The organism is Streptomyces sp. NPDC046887 (genome assembly GCF_040644755.1).
Classification (GTDB): Bacteria; Actinomycetota; Actinomycetes; order Streptomycetales; family Streptomycetaceae; genus Streptomyces; species Streptomyces lichenis.
In genome coordinates, this window is the sequence record NZ_JBEYXH010000003.1 from 90570 (window position 1) to 108823 (window position 18254).

The 18254-nt window shown below is 73.1% G+C and carries 13 protein-coding genes and 1 pseudogene; 1 reads left to right on the forward strand and 13 read right to left on the reverse strand.

Features of this window, described 5'->3' with window-relative positions:
- Positions 1-7: 7 nt before the first annotated feature.
- The 12 genes and pseudogenes from ABZ945_RS05130 to ABZ945_RS05185 all read right to left on the reverse strand — a co-directional run bounded on the left by ABZ945_RS05130 (position 8) and on the right by ABZ945_RS05185 (position 16417).
- Complete coding sequence (locus ABZ945_RS05130) at positions 8-652, reverse strand: hypothetical protein (protein WP_361264071.1); 645 nt, start codon at positions 650-652, stop codon at positions 8-10.
- Positions 653-1166: 514 nt separating this feature from the next.
- Positions 1167-2033, reverse strand: a complete 867-nt coding sequence (locus ABZ945_RS05135) for an immunity 49 family protein (RefSeq protein ID WP_361264074.1) — start codon at positions 2031-2033, stop codon at positions 1167-1169.
- A gap of 29 nt (positions 2034-2062) precedes the next feature.
- Positions 2063-5185, reverse strand: coding sequence for a hypothetical protein (locus tag ABZ945_RS05140; RefSeq protein WP_361264077.1), 3123 nt, complete (start codon positions 5183-5185; stop codon positions 2063-2065).
- Positions 5182-5607 carry a DUF6507 family protein gene (locus ABZ945_RS05145; RefSeq protein WP_361264080.1) on the reverse strand — a complete coding sequence of 142 codons (426 nt, stop codon included), beginning with the start codon at positions 5605-5607 and terminating at the stop codon, positions 5182-5184. Before ABZ945_RS05145 ends, ABZ945_RS05140 begins: the two co-directional genes overlap by 4 nt.
- A 58-nt stretch (positions 5608-5665) precedes the next feature.
- Positions 5666-5968 (reverse strand): pore-forming ESAT-6 family protein, encoded by a 303-nt coding sequence (locus tag ABZ945_RS05150; RefSeq protein WP_361264083.1) that lies wholly within the window; start codon positions 5966-5968, stop codon positions 5666-5668.
- 146 nt (positions 5969-6114) lie between these two features.
- On the reverse strand, positions 6115-6447 hold the full coding sequence (locus tag ABZ945_RS05155) for a hypothetical protein (protein WP_361264086.1): 333 nt from the start codon (positions 6445-6447) through the stop codon (positions 6115-6117).
- Between the two features lie 197 nt (positions 6448-6644).
- On the reverse strand, positions 6645-8174 hold the full coding sequence (locus tag ABZ945_RS05160) for a DUF6177 family protein (protein WP_361264089.1): 1530 nt from the start codon (positions 8172-8174) through the stop codon (positions 6645-6647).
- A gap of 48 nt (positions 8175-8222) precedes the next feature.
- Positions 8223-12200 (reverse strand): type VII secretion protein EccCa, encoded by a 3978-nt coding sequence (eccCa, locus tag ABZ945_RS05165; protein WP_361264092.1) that lies wholly within the window; start codon positions 12198-12200, stop codon positions 8223-8225.
- 16 nt (positions 12201-12216) lie between these two features.
- Positions 12217-13449 carry a MinD/ParA family protein gene (locus ABZ945_RS05170; protein WP_361264096.1) on the reverse strand — a complete coding sequence of 411 codons (1233 nt, stop codon included), beginning with the start codon at positions 13447-13449 and terminating at the stop codon, positions 12217-12219.
- Positions 13450-13551: 102 nt separating this feature from the next.
- On the reverse strand, positions 13552-14907 hold the full coding sequence (gene eccD, locus ABZ945_RS05175) for a type VII secretion integral membrane protein EccD (RefSeq protein ID WP_361264099.1): 1356 nt from the start codon (positions 14905-14907) through the stop codon (positions 13552-13554).
- A gap of 229 nt (positions 14908-15136) precedes the next feature.
- A pseudogene (locus ABZ945_RS05180) lies at positions 15137-15382 on the reverse strand (hypothetical protein); the annotation flags it as partial.
- A gap of 282 nt (positions 15383-15664) precedes the next feature.
- Positions 15665-16417 carry a VOC family protein gene (locus ABZ945_RS05185; RefSeq protein WP_361264102.1) on the reverse strand — a complete coding sequence of 251 codons (753 nt, stop codon included), beginning with the start codon at positions 16415-16417 and terminating at the stop codon, positions 15665-15667.
- Between the two features lie 271 nt (positions 16418-16688).
- On the opposite strand from ABZ945_RS05185, the gene ABZ945_RS05190 reads away from it, so the two are divergent.
- A complete protein-coding gene (locus ABZ945_RS05190) occupies positions 16689-17159 on the forward strand; it encodes a DUF6344 domain-containing protein (RefSeq protein WP_361264106.1) in 471 nt (156 codons plus the stop codon).
- A 202-nt stretch (positions 17160-17361) separates the two neighbouring features.
- Here ABZ945_RS05190 and ABZ945_RS05195 read toward each other — a convergent pair whose 3' ends face one another.
- Positions 17362-18036 (reverse strand): DUF5324 family protein, encoded by a 675-nt coding sequence (locus ABZ945_RS05195; protein WP_361264109.1) that lies wholly within the window; start codon positions 18034-18036, stop codon positions 17362-17364.
- Positions 18037-18254 lie beyond the last annotated feature (218 nt).

The window sequence follows — 18254 nt, forward strand, 5'->3', positions numbered from 1 at the left end:
CACCCCGTCACAGCAGATCGGTGAGGTTCGGCCCGAGCCCGTCGATCACATCCGGCACCTTGAGCCCATGCCCTACGGCGGTGCCGAAGTAGGTCGGCTCACCCGGCTCCCCGTCCACTCCCAGCAGGGCATCCAGCCCGCGCAGGGCCGCCGCGAGGCGCGGGGCGTTCCGCGCGTGCACCGCGGGCTGGGGCCTGCCGCGGAAGTCGTACCGGGCCCAGACATCGTGGTAGACCGCCAGCTCGGCCCAGGAACTGACCGGGTCCGGTGAGAGGGTGAGCTCCACCAGGCCGGGCTCCCACCGGGAATTCCCTTTCCCGTCCCACCACATCCCCCGCCCCACCACCAGGATCGAGGACATCTCCGCCGCCGGATACCCGGCCGGCCGGCACGCCTCCGCCTGCCCGGCGACCGACGCCGCGTCGATCCGCCGCCCCGCGAGATCCAGACGGCTGTGCAACCCCAGCCCGCCCTTCCCCATCTGCCACCAGCTCCACTCCAGCGAAGCCGGCTCCAGCAACCCGCCCGACTCCAGTACGTCAGCCATCCGCGCGGCCGTGGCCAGCGCCGGGCCGAGCCCCGGCGCCGTCACCCCGTCCAGGTCCCACCACCACGAGCCACACTCCCTCGGCGCGCGCATCAGCACCGTCACACAATCCTCCTGGACGCTCGGTGCTGGTCGGCCGGACCCGCTTTCACGAGCACGACTGCCAGCGGCCGTTGGCAGTACGGCACGGGTAGGCCGAGTGACCATGAGCGAGGCTTCCCCAGGCGTTGGAGCGCCGGGAGCCGATCCTTGGCGTACGGGCTTTGAACCGGCTCCGGACGGAGCCCATCCGGACGGTGCCCTCGGCCGGAGGAACCGTCCGGATGCCACTCCTGGCTCATTGCATTCAGGATTCCGTTGTTGTACTCGTCGAGGTTGATCAGAAGCCTGTTCCGGGTAGTCGGCGACTTCTCCGGTGTCCAGCTCGTCACAGTGGAATAGTCGCTGAGCGAGACCCGGTTCGACGCCCTGAGGGGTCGATGTCGAGACTCACCACGGAAGAAGTCGCGCTGGAATCCGATCTGGCTGCTGCGCGGCTACCGCGAGCACCGCGCCATGCCCATGTCTCCGTCACGCCATCTGCGGTCCGAAGTCGGGCACGGCCGCCGGTAGACGTTGGTCAGGTCTGGTACTCCCCCACCCAGGTGCGCTGGAGGAGGTGCTTGGGCAAGTACTCCGACTCGACCTCGATCGGGATGCCGGCGTCGTACGCCATGCATGCGATGGCGAGCGGTCCGACGGCGACCAGGCCCTCGCCGCTGACCGACCGCGCCTCATTCGCGGTCCAGTACTCCTTGTGCCAGGTCAGGGCATCGGCCAAAGCGGCGTTGAACTGCTCGGCCTCCTGGCGCTGATAGCGGTGGAAGAGCTCGACGGGCGGATAGAGGATCTTCAGCATGAGTTCCTTGCTGGCCACCCGGGTGCTCTCGGGATCGGTGCCGTCCACGGCAGCGACCAGGGTGTCCCAGGTCTCTGGTCGCTGGAACCAGGCGTTTTGAAGGGACTCGACCCAGGGATAGATGTAGTCGTCGAACTCGGTGCCGGACGCTCGCAAGAAGGACACCGGAACCCGGGCAAGCCGGTCGGCCCGTTCGTTCTCTCGGCAGATCACCGCGAGGTAGTAGGAGGTGAGCCAGTTTCCGGCGTGCAGGTAGTCCTGTGGCCCGGTGGAGGGAAGCTGCTTGACCTCTCCCATACTGCCAATTCGGCAGGGTACGGGGCCCTCCTTCGCCGTACCAGCCGCGAAGAGCGCCGAACCGGTCTGCATGGTGGTGACCCATGCCTCCCAGGTGGGAAACTCGCCGGCGGCGGGGTCGGTCAGGCACCGCCACTTCGCGGCGGTAAGGGTGTAGTCCAGAGCGTCGAAGCGGTCGAACTCCGATGTCTCGATCTCCTCGAGCACGTCCTCCGCACTCTTGATCACCGGTGCCATCGCCTCGGCGGCGTTGCCCGTGTGGAAGTCGTGTCGCGGGATGCGCGTCACCACGTGTCCTCCTCCAGCTGGATCTTCACGTTCTAGATCTTCAAGTAGTCGTACCTGGCACCAGCGTAGGAGGAGCCATTGGGCTCGTTGGCCTTGACCATGAGGTACTGCAGTTTTCCGTCACGCAAGGCGGTTCGGAGTGTGGCGGCGATTTCGGCGTCCCGGCCACCGCGACTCTGCATCTCACCGAGAATTGTACGTACGTACACTCTGGTGCCCTGCTTGACGCGGAGGCCTGCGGCGCCACCGTGATCATCCGGGTTCGCCGGATCGGGGTCGGCCTTGCCGTGGCGCCAGTCGAGATCTCCGGACGGTGCCTTCGCCTCGACGATGAGGTAGGTGCCGTCATCAAGCTTGTACACCTGGTCGAACATGTTGGCGCCATTAGGAGTCTTCGGCAGCGGGATGTTCTCCGCATTACCGAACTTGTGGGGTATCACGTGTAGTTCGGCAGCCTGTTCGCCGAGGGCTTCTGAGATCTTGCTGTTGTTCGGTTGGTCGCCCAACCGCGCTTGGTAGGCCTCCTGCGCCTTTCTGAGCGCGTCCTCCGTTGCCGTGGTCGGCATGTCGTCATGTGCCTTCATCGCGTTGACGAGGTCCACGGACACCTTGCGATTCGCCGCGGCGTCGTCGAGCAGGGACTGGTTGGCTGGAGGAACCGAGTCCGGACCAAGCGGCTTGCCCCCGAACTTGATCTCGGAGGGGCCGCTTGGCAGGTTGTGCGCGGCGATCAGGCTGCCGTCGGGCAGTTTGACAAGTTGCGGCAACTGCACCCCGTCTACCGGCGTGTTGACACTCCTACGACGGTTCATCGAATCGTAGTGCGCGTTGTACCACGTCTTGTCCGGGTCGTTGGCCTTCCTTACGTGTTCATCCTGGATGGCCTTGCGCTCTTCTGGAGTCAGTTCGCGTTCGCCACCGCTGCCCTCGGCGCCCCTGTCGTTGCCCTGGCCTTCGTGGTTCGTGGGCGTGCTCGCCTCGTCACCCGCGCCCGCCGCGCCCTCGTCCGCGGCACCCGCGCCTGGGGCGTCCGGGTGGCCGGAGCCGGGGAGGCCGTCGGCGCCCGAGCCACCGGGCACCCCGTTGTCGGCCACCGAGCCGCCGGGCGGGATGTCACGGCCGCCGCCCGTGGAGGGCCCGTCGCCGTGGCCGCCCGGGACGTCGCGGCCTCCGCCGCCCGTACCGGCCCCGTCGCCGCGGCCGCCCGAGGCGCCGTCGCCGTGGCCACCGCCCGGCACGTGGTCGCCGCCCCGGCTCGCGCCGTTGTTCAGTTCGTTCGTCGGCAGGTGGTCCCCCGCCCGCCCACCAGGCAGGTTGTCGCCCAGCCCACCCGGGCCGTGGTTCCCCAGCCCACCCGGGCCGCGCCCCGGCAGGTCGTCGCCGACCCGCCCCGGCAGGTCGTCGCCCACGCGCCCCGGCAGGTCGTCGCCCACCCGGCCCACGTCGCCGAGGTTGGTGTCCAGGCCGCCGCCCAGGTGGATCGGGGCGTTGTCGCCCGTGTGGACGGCGGCGCCGGCCAGGGCGGGGACCTTCTGCGGGGTGTCCACGCGGGGGTTGTCGGCGCCGGAGGTCGGGGCGTCGGGGGTGCCGTCGGGGGTCGTCGCGCGGTCCACGACGTCCGTGGGGGCGTCCTTGTAGGAGCTGACGATCTTGCCGTGCCCGTCGCGGAGGTTGCCCTCGCGGTCGAAGTAGCGGGCGTCCGAGGCCTCGTCCACCTGCTGGAGGGGGAGGGAGTCGTGGGGGATGGCCGGGGTGTCCTTGGGGAGGGCGACGGTGCCCTCCTCCAGGGGGGTCGCTCCGGCCGGGACCGGGGTGTCGTCGGGGAGCTTCACCACGCCGTCGCCCAGGTCGACCGCGCCCGGCGGGACGGCGGCGCCGTCCGGGAGGCGGACCGTGTCGGCGGGGATCTCGATGCCGCCCGGCGGCAGCTCGGCGCCGTCGGGCAGCCGGATGGTGCCGTCGGGGAGTGCCAGGGAGCCCTCGGGGAGGATGACGGTGCCCTCGGGGATGGCGGGAATGTCGATGTTGCCCATGGCCTTGATGCCGGACATGGCGTCGCCGATCTTGGTGAAGCCCATGCCGGCGCCCTTGAACAGGTAGGTGGCCGGGTCGATCGCCCGCCCCGCCTTGCCCGCGAAGGAGATCGCCTTGGCCACCGCGCCCGCCTTGCCCGCGCCGGCCGCCGCACCGCCCGCGCCACCGGTGAACACGGTGGTCAGCACGTTGAAGGTGACCGCACCCGCGGCCCGCGCCGGGTTGGAGCCCCACTGGTCCCAGGCGACCAGCGCCTTGCCGGTCTCCTTCATCGCCGTACGGGAGTCCCGCAGCCACGCCGGCAGGTCCTTGTCGTCCGCCGTCCAGTAGACGGCGGCCAGCGGGGTCGCCGTGATGGCCAGACCGGTGGCCAGCTGCCCCAGCCCCTTCCAGGCCTGCCCGGCGGCGTCCCAGCCCTGGAAGCCGACCAGGGTGCCCAGCCCCTTGATGGTGCCCCACACCCCGTCGACGATGATGCCCTTGCCGAAGTCGTAGGCGTGCTCCCACACCTGCCACCAGGGCGTGGACTCCTCCACCGCGTCGCCCCACGGCAGGCTCTTGGCCCCCTTGAGCGCCTCGGCGTCGTAGCCGTACATGCCCTCGCCGTTGGAGCCGTCGTTGACCTTGAGGGCCTTGCCACCGACCAGGGCGACGATCTTGGCGTGGGCGGAGCGCTCGGCGGCCTGGAACTGGGTCCAGACCTCGGCGATCTCGTTGCGGCGGTCGTTGTTCTCCTCGACCAGGTCGAGGTCCTCACGCCACTTGTCGTCCTCGGCGATCTTCGTCCGGAAGTCGACGGCGGCCCGGCGCAGGTCGTCCAGCTTCTGCTTCAGGGGCCGGACCTCGTTCGCGTACGAGCCCAGCGCGCCCGCGATGGTGCACATGTCCCCGCTGATGGCGAGGGCCTTGTCCTTCACCGGCTGGGTGGTGGCGAACAGCTGCTCCGCCTCGGGGGCCTGGTAGAAGGCGCGCAAGCCGCCGAAGGAGGTGTGCACGTCACCGGCCGCGGTGGCGATCTTGCCCCCGGTGCCGGAGAGCGCCTTCACCTTGGAGTCCAGCACTTCGAGGTTGCCGGTGAAGACGGGGACCTCGGCGGGGTTGACCGGCTGGTTCTCGCTCACTTCTTGCCCCCGGATTCCTTCAGCAGGTCCAGACGGACCTGGCGCGCCGCGTCCTGGGCCTCCTTGGCCTGGTCCAGATCGCCCTGGACGTACTCGTTGGTCGCCTTGGCGGCGCCCAGCACCGCCGCCTGGATGCGCTGCGCCATCGGCTCGAAGTGGGTGGTCTTGCGGCCGTTCATGTACTCGGCGAGCGCCGCGCCCACCGGTCCGCTCGCCTTCTGGGTGAGCGGCTTGCCGGAAGCCGTCGGCCCTTGCAGGGTCGTCTCGGCCGCCGAGCCCGGCACCGCCGTCCCGGCCGCCTGCGCGGCCTCCTGCATATCGGTGACCAGGGTGTTCAGGGCCTTCTCCAGATCACCGGCATGGGTGCCGACGACCTTGAGCTGGCCCTGTACGCCCTGGGGCTGGATGTCCCATCCCGTCATGAACGCTCCCCCGTGACTTCTTCGCGTGACGCAGCCGCGACGCGGCCCTTGTGCCCGGTCAGCCGATGCCGTCGACCGCGGACTTGGCGCGCTGCAGGGTCTGCTGCGCGGTCACGTCGTTCTTCTCCAGCGTCGTCTTGAGCAGCTGGATGATGGTGCGGACCTCCTGGGAGGCCGACTTCCAGCGCAGCTCCTTGCCGTGGTACTCGTCGGCCACGCCGTCGGCGGCGAAGTCGGTCATCGCCGCCGCCACCTGGGCGTCACGTGCCGTCATCACCTGCTCCAGGCGGGCGACCACCGCCTGGATGTTGGTCTGCGCCTCGGAGGACGCACCGGTGTCGTACGCACGACGATCGGTCATCGGCTTTCAGCTCCCCGTGGTTCGGATCGGTGTACGGGACCGGCGGCCCGCGCGGGTTCGGTGCGCGGGCCCGACCGGTGTACGGGTCGGGTGTGCGGGTGCGCCGTACGGCTCGGGACCAGCGGCCCGGTGCGTACGGCTCGGGGCTAGCGGCCCCCGAAGCGCGCGGCGTCGAAGTTGGCCGACGACTCGGTCGTCTTGGCGTTGTCGCCCTGCTCCGTGTCACCGGTGCTGAACGCCGTCTCCATGCCCGACTGGCCGCCCAGGATGCCGGACAGCGCGCTGTTCAGCGCCGCCGTGATCTCGTCGGACCGCGACTTGAACGAGTCGAACGCCACCTTGCCCGAGCCCTGGAACTTGCCCTCCAGGGGCGCCGCCGCCTGGATCAGCTGACGGATCAGCAGGCCGAGATCGGTGCTCGAACTCTGCGACTTGGACATCAGGGTCGACAGGACCTGCGCCCCCATGTCGAACTTCATCGGAACCACCCCCGTTGCGATGGAAGACTGCGGTGACCGAGGCCGGCCACCGGGGCGACCGCGTCGATCGTATGAATCGAATGTACGACATGCCTATCAAGTCAAGCGTCGCGGCTGCAATCGGCAATCACCGGACCCTCACCTACCTGTGACGAAGGCATGACACAGGCGCCGGCCACCGGCCCGGCGCCCCCGGCTCACTCGCCCTTCAGATGCCGCATCAGCCGCTCGAAGTCCCGCCACCCCGACAGGTCCGACGGGTCGCCGGGCAGCGGGTAGTAGAGCGCCGGCCGGGTCTTGGCGCCCAGCGGGACCGGGGCCTCGGCCAGCGGTGTACGGCGGGCGCGGTCCCCGGGCATCGCCCGCACCTCCTCCGCGCCGAGCACGAAGGCCACCGGCACCCCGGGCCCCTCGAAACGCGGAGGCACCGCCAGATCGCGCCGGGCTTTGCGGAGTTGTACGAGCATCGACTGCAGGTGATGGCGGGTGGCGAGCACCTCGGCGGCCCGCCGCACGGCCTCCAGCGGGGGCTCCTCGTCCGGCCCGTAGCCGAACGCCAGGGTGACCTCCTCCTCCACGCCCGCCGTGGTCCGGCCGACCCGTACGGTGGCGAGGCCGGGCCGCTCCGGGCTGCCGACCACCACCGCCCAGGTCGGCTCCGGCGCCCGCTCGAAGGCCACATCCGTCAGCCGGCGCGGCGACCAGGGCAGGTTGGCGGGCTCCGCCGTGCCCCAGCCGGCCGGCGCCGCACCGGTCAGCTCGCGCCACACCGCCTCCAGCGCCCCGCCCAGCACCAGCCGGTCGTCGGCGGGCCGGACCGTCCGGAAGGTCACCGCCAACTGCCGCTCGCCGGTGTCCCGTACGCCCTCCTGGTAGGAGGCGGCCACCCGGGCGCGCGGCTCCGTCGGGGTGGAGTCCTCCGTCGGGGTGGAGCCCTCCGTCGGGGTGGAGCCCTCCGTCGGGGTGAAGTCCTCCGTCGGGGCGGAGCCCTCCGCCGGGCCGGAGTCCTCCGCCGGGACCGGGGCGAACATCCCGCCCTGCCAGGCCAGCACCGCCCCGGACAGCCCGTCGTAGTAGCCGTCCCGCTCGTCCTGCACCACCCACCGGGACGGCCAGTCCGACAGCGCGGAGCGCACCGCGGGGGAGAGCGTGGTGCCGGCCGGGCTGACCACCTGGAGCCCGAGGCCGCCCTCGGCCGCCGCCCGGAACGCGTCCGCCAGCCAGGCCGTCATCGCCACCACCGGCCGGTCCGCGATCACCACGGCGACCTGCTCGGTGAGCACGTCCACCGCGGGCGACCCGGCCTCCGCCGGCGGGGCCACCACCACCCCCTCGGCGGCCTCCGGTTCCTCGGAGGGCACCACGGCCAGCGACCGCGCGGCCTCCGGCGGCCACGCCGTACCGCCGGCCAGCGAGGCCAGCCGGGCCGCGAAGGTGCCCGCCAGCCGCTCGGCCTCCGCCACCCCGGTGGTGGCCCGGGCCTCGGTCCACCAGAACGGCACCGGCGGCGCACTCGCCCCCAGCAGCCGTTCCGCCTCGCCCGCGACCTGCACCAGCAGCGGCGCCTCCACGGAGACCAGCGGCCGCCCCCGCTCGTCGCAGAGCCGCACCACGGCGTCCTGGCCGGCGGTGTGCACCAGCTTGTCCGGGCCGCCGGAGAGCAGCCCCGCCAGCACCGTCAACGGGTCGGGCATGCGCGCGGTGAGCGCGATGACGTCCTTGGTCATGGGGCGGTCCGGTCCTTCGTGGTCATCGTCGTCATCAAGAAGTCAGGCTCACGGGGTGAACACCGTCTGGATCAGCCGGTTGGACTGGCCCCGGCGGATCAGCACGCCCCGGCCGGCCGGCTGCTGGGAGGCGTAGACGCCCGGATACAGCTGCCCCTCGCTGCGGTCGCCGGCCATCACGATCGCCGACGCCCCCGACTCGCGCAGCCCTTGCACCAGCGGCTCGTACATCCCGCGCGAGGCGCCCGCGACCCGCCGGGTGACCACGAAGTGCAGACCGATGTCGACCGCCGAGGGGATGTACGGGAGGAAGGGCGTCAGCGGGGACTGGCCGGCCGTGGTCAGCACGTCGTAGTCGTCGACCAGGACCACGATCCGCGGACCGCTGCCCCAGCTGCCCGGCTCCAGGTCCTCCAGCCGGGCGGTGTCGTCCGGCAGCCGCTTCTCCAGCTCGGTGGCGATGCCCGCGGCCAGTCCGCCGCAGAGCTTGGCGTTGTACGCGTAACCGCCGAGGAACTCCTCCGGCACCACCCCGCGCAGCCCGCGCCGGGGGTCCATCACCGCGAGGACCAGCTCGTCCTCCCCGTACCGCTCCACCAGCCCCCCGGCGATGGTCTTCAGCAGACTGGTCTTGCCGCACTCGCTGTCGCCCATCACCACCAGGTGCTGGTCGTGCGCGAACAGGTCGAGCAGCACGGGCGCCAGCGCGGTCTGGTCCAGCCCGATGGGCACCCGGTTGGGCTCGGCGACCGGGCCGGGCAGCTCGTACGGCTCCAGGACGTGCGGCAGCACCCGTACCGGCTGTGCGGTCTCCCCGCTCCAGGCGCCGCGCACCTGGCGGGCGGTGCGCTCCAGGACGGCGCCCAGCTCGGCGGCGTCGGCCAGACCGTCGGTACGGGGCAGGGCGACCTGGGCGAAGAGCTTGCCGTCGGTCAGCACCCGGCCGGGCTCGTCGGGGGAGAGGGTCTCGGCCAGCTTGCGGTCGATACTGGACTCGGTGGCGTCGTTGAGGCGCAGCTCGACCCGGGTGCCGAAGTACGACTGGGTGGCGATCCGCACGTCGTTCCAGCGGAGCATGCCCGCGACCACATGGATGCCGTAGCCGCCGCCGCGCTTGAGGATGTCCACCACCGCGTCGTCCAGCTCGTCGAAGTCGTCGCGCAGCGCGCCGAAGCCGTCCACCACCAGCACGATCTCGGCGGAGGCCAGCTGGGGCAGCCGGCCGGTGGCGTGCAGGGTGCGCAGCTGCTCCACGGAATCGATGGCGTGCTCGCGGAACAGCTCCTCGCGCAGCGCCAGCATGCCCCGCACCTCCTCCACCGTGCGGGCGGCGCGCTCCCGGTCGGCGCGGCTCGCGATGCCGCCGACGTGGGGGAGCCCGGCGAGCGCGGCCAGACCGCCACCGGCCAGGTCCAGACCGTAGACGCCGACCTCCTTCGGGGTGTGGGTGAGGGCGAGGGAGAGCACCAGGGTGCGCAGCAGGGTGGTCTTGCCGGACTGCGGGCCGCCGATGACGGCGGCGTGCCCGCCGGCCACCGTGAGGTCCAGATACCAGTCCCCTTGCCACTGCCGGGTGGGGTCGTCCAGCACCCCGAGCGGCACCCGCAGCGGGCCCCGGCGGGCGGTGAGCTGCATTCCGCGCGGCCCGGCCGAGAGCGGCCCGGCGATGCGGTCCAGGGCGATCGCGGAGGGCAGCGGCGGCAGCCAGATCCGGCGTACCGGAGCGGTGGGGGCGTTCTCCAGCTGCTCCACCATGACGCCGAGCTCGGTGGGGCCGGTCTCCCGGCGCCGCCCGGCGGCCTCCTGCGGGGCGCCGGAGTCCTCGGCCTCGCCCAGGGTGTTGAACGCCTCGTAGGCGAGCGCCAGCGGGCCGGTGTCCTCCTCCTGCTCGCGCCGGGCCGGGCCGCGGTAGCCGCCGGAGACATAGGAGGCCTTGAACCGCTCGTAGTGGCTGGTGTCCACCTTGAGGTAGCCGAATCCGGGCAGCGGCGGCAGATGGAAGGCGTCGGTGGTGTCCAGCACCGTCCGCGACTCGTCGGCGGAGAAGGTGCGCAGGCCCAGCCGGTACGAGAGGTAGGTGTCCAGGCCCTTGAGCCGGCCGCCCTCGATGCGCTGGCTGGAGAGCAGCAGATGGACGCCGATGGAGCGCCCGATGCGGCCGATGGAGAGGAACAGGTCGATGAAGTCCGGCTTGGCGGTGAGCAGTTCACCGAACTCGTCGATGACGATGAACAGATGCGGCAGCGGGTCGAGGTCGGGCCGCTTCTCGGCGCGCAGTGCCGCGTAGTGCCCGATGTCGGCGACGTTCCCGGCGTCCTTGAGCACCTGCTGGCGGCGCTTGACCTCACCGGCGAGGGAGGCGTGCACGCGCTCCACCAGCCCGGCCTGGTTCTCCAGGTTGGTGATGACTCCGGCGACGTGCGGCAGCTCGGCGAACGGGGCGAAGGTCGCGCCGCCCTTGTAGTCGACCAGCACCAGCGCCAGGTCCTCCGGCGGATGGGTGGCCACCAGCGCCAGCACCAGGGTGCGCAGCAGCTCGGACTTGCCGGAGCCGGTGGCGCCGACGCACAGCCCGTGCGGGCCCATGCCCAGCTCGGAGGACTCCTTGAGGTCCAGCAGCACCGGCTCCCGGGAGTCGCTGACCCCGATCGGCACCCGCAGGAAGGCGCGCTCGCCGCGCGGCGCCCAGAGCGCCGCCAGGTCCAGCCGGGCCACGTCGTCGATGCCCAGCAGCTCGGCGAAGTCCACCGGTCCGGAGAGCGGGGCGTCCACCAGGGACTCGGCGGACAGCCGCAGCGGCGCCAGCATCCGGGCCAGGCCCTCGGCGAACGGGACGCCCACCTCGTCCACCGTGCCGTGCGCGCCGATCGGCTCCTCCTCGCGCAGGTCCTCGATGGCGACCCGGTCGCCCTCGACGGTGATCCGCACCCCGACGTGGCCGGGCTCCTGCACCCGCCGCTCCAGCAGATGCAGCACGGTGACGCCCATCTCGCGCAGACCCACCGCCTCGTCCGGCAGCGGCAGGTCCACCGCGTCCTCGCCGTGCCCGTCGGCGACCACGAGCAGCCGGGACGACATCGACAGGGCGTCCCGGCCGGCCAGCCCGCGCCGCACCTCGGCGGCGTAGGAGGCGCGGCGGCGCAGCTCGGCTCCGAGCTGCCGGGCCAGCTGGGGCGCGGACGGGGCGATCCGGCGGGCGGCCACCGGGCCGTCGAACTGGTCGGTGTCCAGCAGATGCGGCAGCCACTTGGCCCACTCCCAGTCGGCCAGCCGGTCGCCGGGGACCGCGAGCGCGAGACCGACGTCGTCGGGCGCGTGCAGGGCGGCGGTCTGCACCATCAGGGCGCGGGCGAGGCGCAGGCAGTCCTCCCGGGGGCCGACCACGCTGATGTTGCCGACCCGGTCCAGCGGCACGGTCAGCGGCAGCTCGGTGCCGGTGCGGAAGCGGTCCATCAGCGCCGACGCCTCGTTGAGCATGAAGCGGTCCGGCGGGGTGAGCACCGAGGAGCCCTGGTCGGTGATGCTCAGATCCCGTACCGGCATCTCGCCGGTGCCGACCCGCACCCGCAGGAAGTCGGCGTCCAGCCGGCGCCGCTCCCAGAGCCGGGCCGGGTCGCGGACGATGTCGTAGAGCGAGTCCGGCGGCGGGTTGAGCACCCCGGCGTGCTCCCGGCGGGCCCGCTCCTCGCCGGACAGCTCCTCGCGCAGGTCCTCCAGATAGGCGAGGTAGGCCTCGCGCTGGGTGCGGCGGGTGCGCTGCGCCTTGCCGCGCTGGGAGAAGACCAGCGCCAGCGAGCCGATGACGGTGACGACCAGGATCAGCGCGCCGAGCGCGGCGAACTGGCTGTTGCGGACGACCGTCATCATCACCACGGACGACATCACCCCGGCGACGGGCAGCAGCGACATCGCGATGTTGCCGCCCTTGCCCTCGGGGAGGTTGGGCGGCGCCTCGATGGCGCGGGCCTCGGAGGCGGCGGGCGGCCGGGTGGTCCGGGCGGGGCGGTGTATCAGCCGGGTGCTCATGCGGTGTCCCTCGCCCTCAGCGCCGCTGCTGCGACAGCCGGAAGACCTCGGCGGCGATCCGGGTGGCGGCCTGCCGGGTGGGCTGGGCGAACAGCTCGGTGCGGATGGTGCCGCCGGCCGCCAGATGCCGGTCGTACGGGAGGTGCCGGACGCTCGCCCCGGTGGCGGCCAGCTGCTCGCGGGCCCGGTCGAGGTCCAGCCCGGTGTGCGGGACGAGCTCGGTGAGGACGACCACGGTGCCGGCGATGACGTGCGGGGGCAGGCCCTGCATCCAGGTCAGCACCGCGTGGGTGCTGGCGACGCCCTCCAGGGTGGCGGGCGCGGTCAGCACCCGGGCCTGGGCGGCGGAGAGCGCGACCCGGGCCACCTCGGCGGGCAGCGTCTCGCAGTCGGCCACCGTGACGCCGAAGTAGCGGCGCAGCGAGACCATCACCCGCTCGTACGCCGGGGTGTCCAGCATGGCGCCGATCCGGCCCTGGCTGCCGGGCAGCAGCCAGGCGTTGTCCGGCAGCTGGACCAGATAGCCGGTGACGTCCAGCAGCGACATCTGCGGTTCGACGATCCCGGCGAGGTCCCCGGTGGTCCAGCGCAGGGTCTCGGCGCCGAGCCGCAGCGGCAGCGAGCCGAGCGCCGGGTCGGCCTCCACCAGCAGCACCGGGTCCTGCCGGTAGTGCGCGTAGGTGAGGCCGAGCAGCGCGGCCACGGTGGACTTGCCGGCGCCGCCGCGGATGGAGGTGACGGCGATCTGCCGCCCGGTGGTCACCGGCTGCTGGAGCAGCTCGGCGGTACGGGTGGTCTCGGCGACCTCCCTGGCGGCGGAGGAGGAGACGGTACGCCGTATGGCCCGTACCGCCCGCGCGGTCAGCGCCTCCCCGTGTCGCGGCTTGCGGCCCACCCCGGCCAGCTGCTTGTCCAGGACGGGGCGGGAGTCGGGCGTGGTGGTACGGGGGGCCTGCGGGCGGTACGCGGCGGGGGCCGGTCGCGGGGCCGCGGGGGCCTGCGGGTACGCGGTGGTGGGCGCGGGCCCGTGCGGGGCGGCGGGCGCGGGGGCGGGCTGCGGGGCCGCCGGGGCGGGGGCGGGCTGCTCGGGGGAGGCCGGGGCGCTCGGCTGAGGGGCCGCGGGGGCGGCCCCGGGCTGCTGCTGCGACTGCGGTTGCTGGGGGACGGCCGGATCCGCGCCGGGCCGGGGGGCGGCCCCGGCGCGCAGGTCGCGCAGGACATCGCCCTGCCAGTTGTCTCCGTTCGGCATGTGCCTCTTCTCCCGCCCCTGCCGCTTCCCGATAAACCCAGAACGCTGAACTCAGAACACTGAACGCTGATGTCGCGGATGGTGACCCCGCCGGCGCCGCCCTCAGAACCTGTCGAGCAGCTGCCCGTAGATGCCGAACACCCCGACCGCGAGCGGGAACAGCCCCACCATGCCGATGGATTCGACCAGATCGGCCATGCGCCCCAGCCGCACCCGTACATGCTCCGGCGGCTGGACCGCCAGCGCGAGCAGCGGCAGCACCGCGGCCGCGCCGAGCACGGTCAGCGGTCCGGCGCCCCCGGCGTGGTCCATCCAGAGCACCACCAGGCGTACCACCAGGGCCCCCGCCGCGGCGAAGAGCGCCACGACCTCGGCGACCAGCGGGAAGGCCCGCGCCCGGGACAGCAGCACCACCGCGGTGACCGACGGCAGCAGCACCGTCCACACCGTCGGCCGCTCCGCGAGGGTGAGCAGCCAGCCGCCGGCCGCCGCCGAGGCCGCGGTGACGATCGTCGCCAGGGCCAGGCCCCGGTGGGTGGCCGCCAGGGCGGTGCCCACCCGGTGGCGGCTGACGGAGGCGCCGCCCGAGCGCCGGTCGTCGAGCGCGGTGAGCCCCGATGCCATCAGCGCGAGCCGGGGCAGCAGTCCGAGCAGCACCACGGAGAAGACGGCCATCACCGCGCCCAGCCGGGCCAGGTCGTCCTGGACGGCGGCGACGGCCAGCCAGACCAGGGTGATCCCCGCGGCGGCACCCGCGCCGACCAGCCCACCGCGGCCGAGCGGCGAGAACTGCCCCAGCATCGCCAGCACCACCACCAGCGCGCCCGCCACGGCGGCCAGGCGGGCGGCGCCGGACCAGCCGTACGCGTCGGCGGCCGTCCAGGCGGTGAGCACCCCCAGCCCGCCGGAGGCCAGCAGCAGCGCGGTGGCCAGCCCGCGGTTGCCCGGCCCGATCCGGGCGACCAGCGCCCCGGCCGCCAGCAGGACCAGCGTCACCGCGGCGAGGGCGCCGGCCAGCGCGTCCAGGGTGAACTCCCGGCGGGCCAGCAGCGCGGCGATCACCGCGAAGGCGACCGTGGCCACGCCCGCGGAGGCCCGGCGGGCGGCGGGCCGCCAGCGCCAGGCCTGGAGGTCGAGGTCGTCGGCCACCTGGTCGGTGACGTCGTGCACCACCGGTGCGGGCGGCGCGGAGTGGGCCCGCACCAGCCGCAGCACGGCGCCGTCGGCGATCCCGGCGGACGCGAGGGTGCTGTCGTGCGGAAGCGCGGAGCCGTCGGAGGCGATCAGCTGCCGGGTCATCGGCCGGGACGCGGCCCGGTCGTCCAGCAACTGGAGGATGTCCGGCAGGAGTTGGCCGATCGGGGTGTCGGCGGGCAGAACGATGTCGGCCCGTCGCCGCTCGCCGACCAGGGTCACCCGGCTCAGCTGCGTCCAGGGCGTCGCTGCTGTACTCACCACGTGGCGGAACCTATCATCGCGGCGTCCTCGGCATTCGAGTCGATGTTCGAGCCGGTCATCACGGACTCCCACCGGCCCCGGCGGCCCCCTCGGACTCGGCCCCGGCGGCCCCCTCGGACTCGGCCCCGGCTGCCCCATCGGACTCGGCCCCGGCGGCCCCCTCGGACTTCGCCCCGGGCTTCGTCTCGGGCTTGGCCTCGGGTGTGGCCGATCCCTCGGGCCTGGCCGGCTGCTGGAAGCGCTCCTCCTGCTTCCGCTGCTCGGCCTTCTGCTCGGCCAGTGTGTGCTGGAGGAAGGACCAGCCGACGCACCCCGCGCACAGCACGGCCGCGATGGCGATGCCCGCGAACACCTTCCCGAGCCGCTCGTCCGCCGTGCGGCGGGCCCGCTGCGCGCCGAACAGCAGCGCGTCCCGCATTCTGCGCCGGCGTACGGCGACCGACTCCAGCAACTGGCTGTCGTAGTCCCGTGCCATCCGTCGTCCGTCCCCCTTGCTTTGCCCCCGCAACATAAGCCATCGGCGAGCGGCCGGTACACCCCCGGGGTGTCCCGCCCGGCCCGCCCGGCGGGCGTGCGCTCGACCGGGCGGCGCCCTTCGTTTCCCGGGCCCGCGCGAGGCGGGCGTCACCTCCGGTCCACCCGGACGCCGGCTTCCGGGTCTCGCTGGACGTGGCCCGGGCCGCCGCGGACCGCCTCAAGCGCTCGCCGCCCCCCGGCGCCGGCCGACCGCCTTACCCGCGCTCGCCTGGCGCCCCGGCTACCGGGTGAGCTCGGCCAGCCGGGTCAGGCTGTCGCGGGCCGCCGCGCGCTCCTCCTCGCCCAGGCCGTCCCGCCCGTCCAGGTCGCCGAGCGGGAGCGCGGCGGCGCGGGCCGCCAGCCGGGCCGCCAGCGGGGCGTCCCCGAGGCGCTCGGCCAGATCGGCGCGGAGCACCAGCAGCCGCAGATGCTGTACGGGGGTGGGCTCCGGGCCGCCGGGCCGGGGCGCGTGATCGTGCTCCGGCGGCAGCACCCGGTCGATGACCTTCACCGCGCCCGCCAGGTCCTCCTTGGAGTCGGTGAACAGGTCGGCCAGGTGCAGCGCCCGCTCGAACGGCCCCCTGGGCACCGGGCGCATGCTCGGATCGTCGCTGATCGGCTGCCCCACCCGGACGCTGTTGCCGCCCGGGTCGGTCATCAGGAACTGCCGCACCCCGTACGACATGTCCTTCACCGGGCCGATCCGCGGCAGCCCCCGGTTCGGTATCCGCCCGTACGCCGCCTTCAGCCCGGCCCGGAAGGCCGCGTGCAGCCCGTCCACGTCCTCGGTCAGGACATAGCAGCCCGAGTAGGACGCGGCCGGGTCGTACCCCTTCATCTGGAAGAACTGCAGCTCCACGGCGCCGCGTTGGACCACCGCGTAGGCGTACGGGGACTTCTGCAGAAAGGTCGTCTCGAAGCCGAGCGCGGTGTAGAAGTCCACCACCGGCTGGATCTCGGCGCAGGGCAGCAGAGGAATCGTCTTCTCGGTCACGATCCTCAGGCTAGTCAAATTTGCTTACCCGGTCGAGGGAAGCCGCAGCGCACGGCGGATCTGCATGCCCCGGCAGAGGCCGCAACTCGGGGAGCTGCGCCGAACGAGTGGTGTTCATCAGAAGATCTGCCGCGCGGTGGCGTCGGTCCGTGCCTTCTGAAGGTGCGTACTCATCATGAGAAAGGTATGTAGATCGCCCAACCCGAACTACCGACTCCGGACGCTCCGGAGCGACCCAGAAGATCCGCCTCCACCACGAAAGCGAGGGACCATGGCCGCCACCACGAAGGCCGCGCAGTTCTGGACCGCCTTCCTCACCCTGCTGTCCGCGATCCTCTCCCCCGTCCTCTCCGCCGTCGGCCTGACCCGCCGCCCGGCCACCGCCACCGGCGCGGTGACCACCGGCGCCCCCACCGCCCCGGCGACCGCCGAGGCCGCCGCCGCGGACCCGCGTCCGGAGGGCGGGGCGACCGCGCCGCCCAGCGGAGCCGACCGGAGGGCCGACGCGCTCACCCCGGTCGAAGTGAGGCTCGGACGTACGGCGGGCAGCAGCGCCTCGACCTCCTCCGTCCCGTCAGCATCCGCCGGAAGCCGCGGCACCCGGGACCGCTCCCTGCCGCCCACCATCAAGCAGCGCATCCGGGCCGAGGCCCACGGCTCCTCCCCCTCGGTACGCCACCTCCCGGCCGTCGCCCCGCTGCCCGCCGGGATGGACCTGGCCGACCTCGCCCTCGCGGCGTGAGCCGCTCCCCGCTGGCCGAGCCGGTGCGTGTTTCACGTGAAACCATCCCGGCCGCCGCGACAGCGACCCTCCGCCGCGACCCCGTCCCGTGCCCCAAGGCCTACCCGACCCCGGACATGACTCGGCCGGCCGCCTCGGGCGCGCGGTACGGAGTCCGCGACGAACCGAAGGCGACCGGCCGGTACCCGACCGCGTGGAGCGGTCAGGGACGGTTGTCGTCCACGTCGGCCTCGGCCTGCTTGGCCTCGACCTCGGGGTCCAGCGCCTCCGCGCCGGTGCCGTCGACCGAGGTGAGCGGGGCCCGGTCGGAGACCTCGGTGGGCGCCGGCGGCTCGACCAGCCAGTCCGGGTTGGCCTGCTTGTCCCACCACTTCCAGGCGGCGAAGGCGCCGCCCGCCAGCGCCCCGAAGAGCGCGAGCCCCTTGAGGACGCGTCCGGCGCGACCTCGGCGCTCGTTCTTCCGCACCAGCTTCCGGACGTCCTTGGCCGACACCTGCCCACGGAGCGCCGCCAGCGTGGCGAGCGAGCGGGCCGCGGCCTCCTCGCGGGCCGGAGCGGTCGCGGCGACCGCGTGCTCCACCCGCGGCACGGTGTAGTCGGCGGCCTGCTTGGCCGCCCGGCGGGTCTTGACCACCGCACGCTGCGCGGCGTCGCCGAGCTCCGGCGGCACCTTCGGCGCGACATACGCGTCGTACTGCACACGCGCCTGGTGAGCGGCCTTCGACACCTTCGGCGCTACCTTGACGCGGGCCTCATGCGCGTACTGCGCGGCTGTGTCCTTTGCCGTTCCGGCGTAGGGCGCCACCACTTCCGCGGCGTGCCGCACGCTGTCTTTCGCCGAATTGGTCGCGGCGCGCACGCTGTCCTTGCGGGTCACGGCTTTCCTCCTCCTCGGTGGCGGGGTAGGTACTCGCGTATCCGTCCTCCTCGAAATCATGCCTGCCGACCCTGACCTCGGCATGCGGTACGGCGGCATCCGGGGCAACCCCTTCCCCCGTACAGCCCCTCGGCCTCCGGGCCCCCACGCCTTCCACCGTCACGCCTTCCTTCATGACGCCCGCTGCCACCTAGGCCGCCGGGCGTGCTGCCATGCCC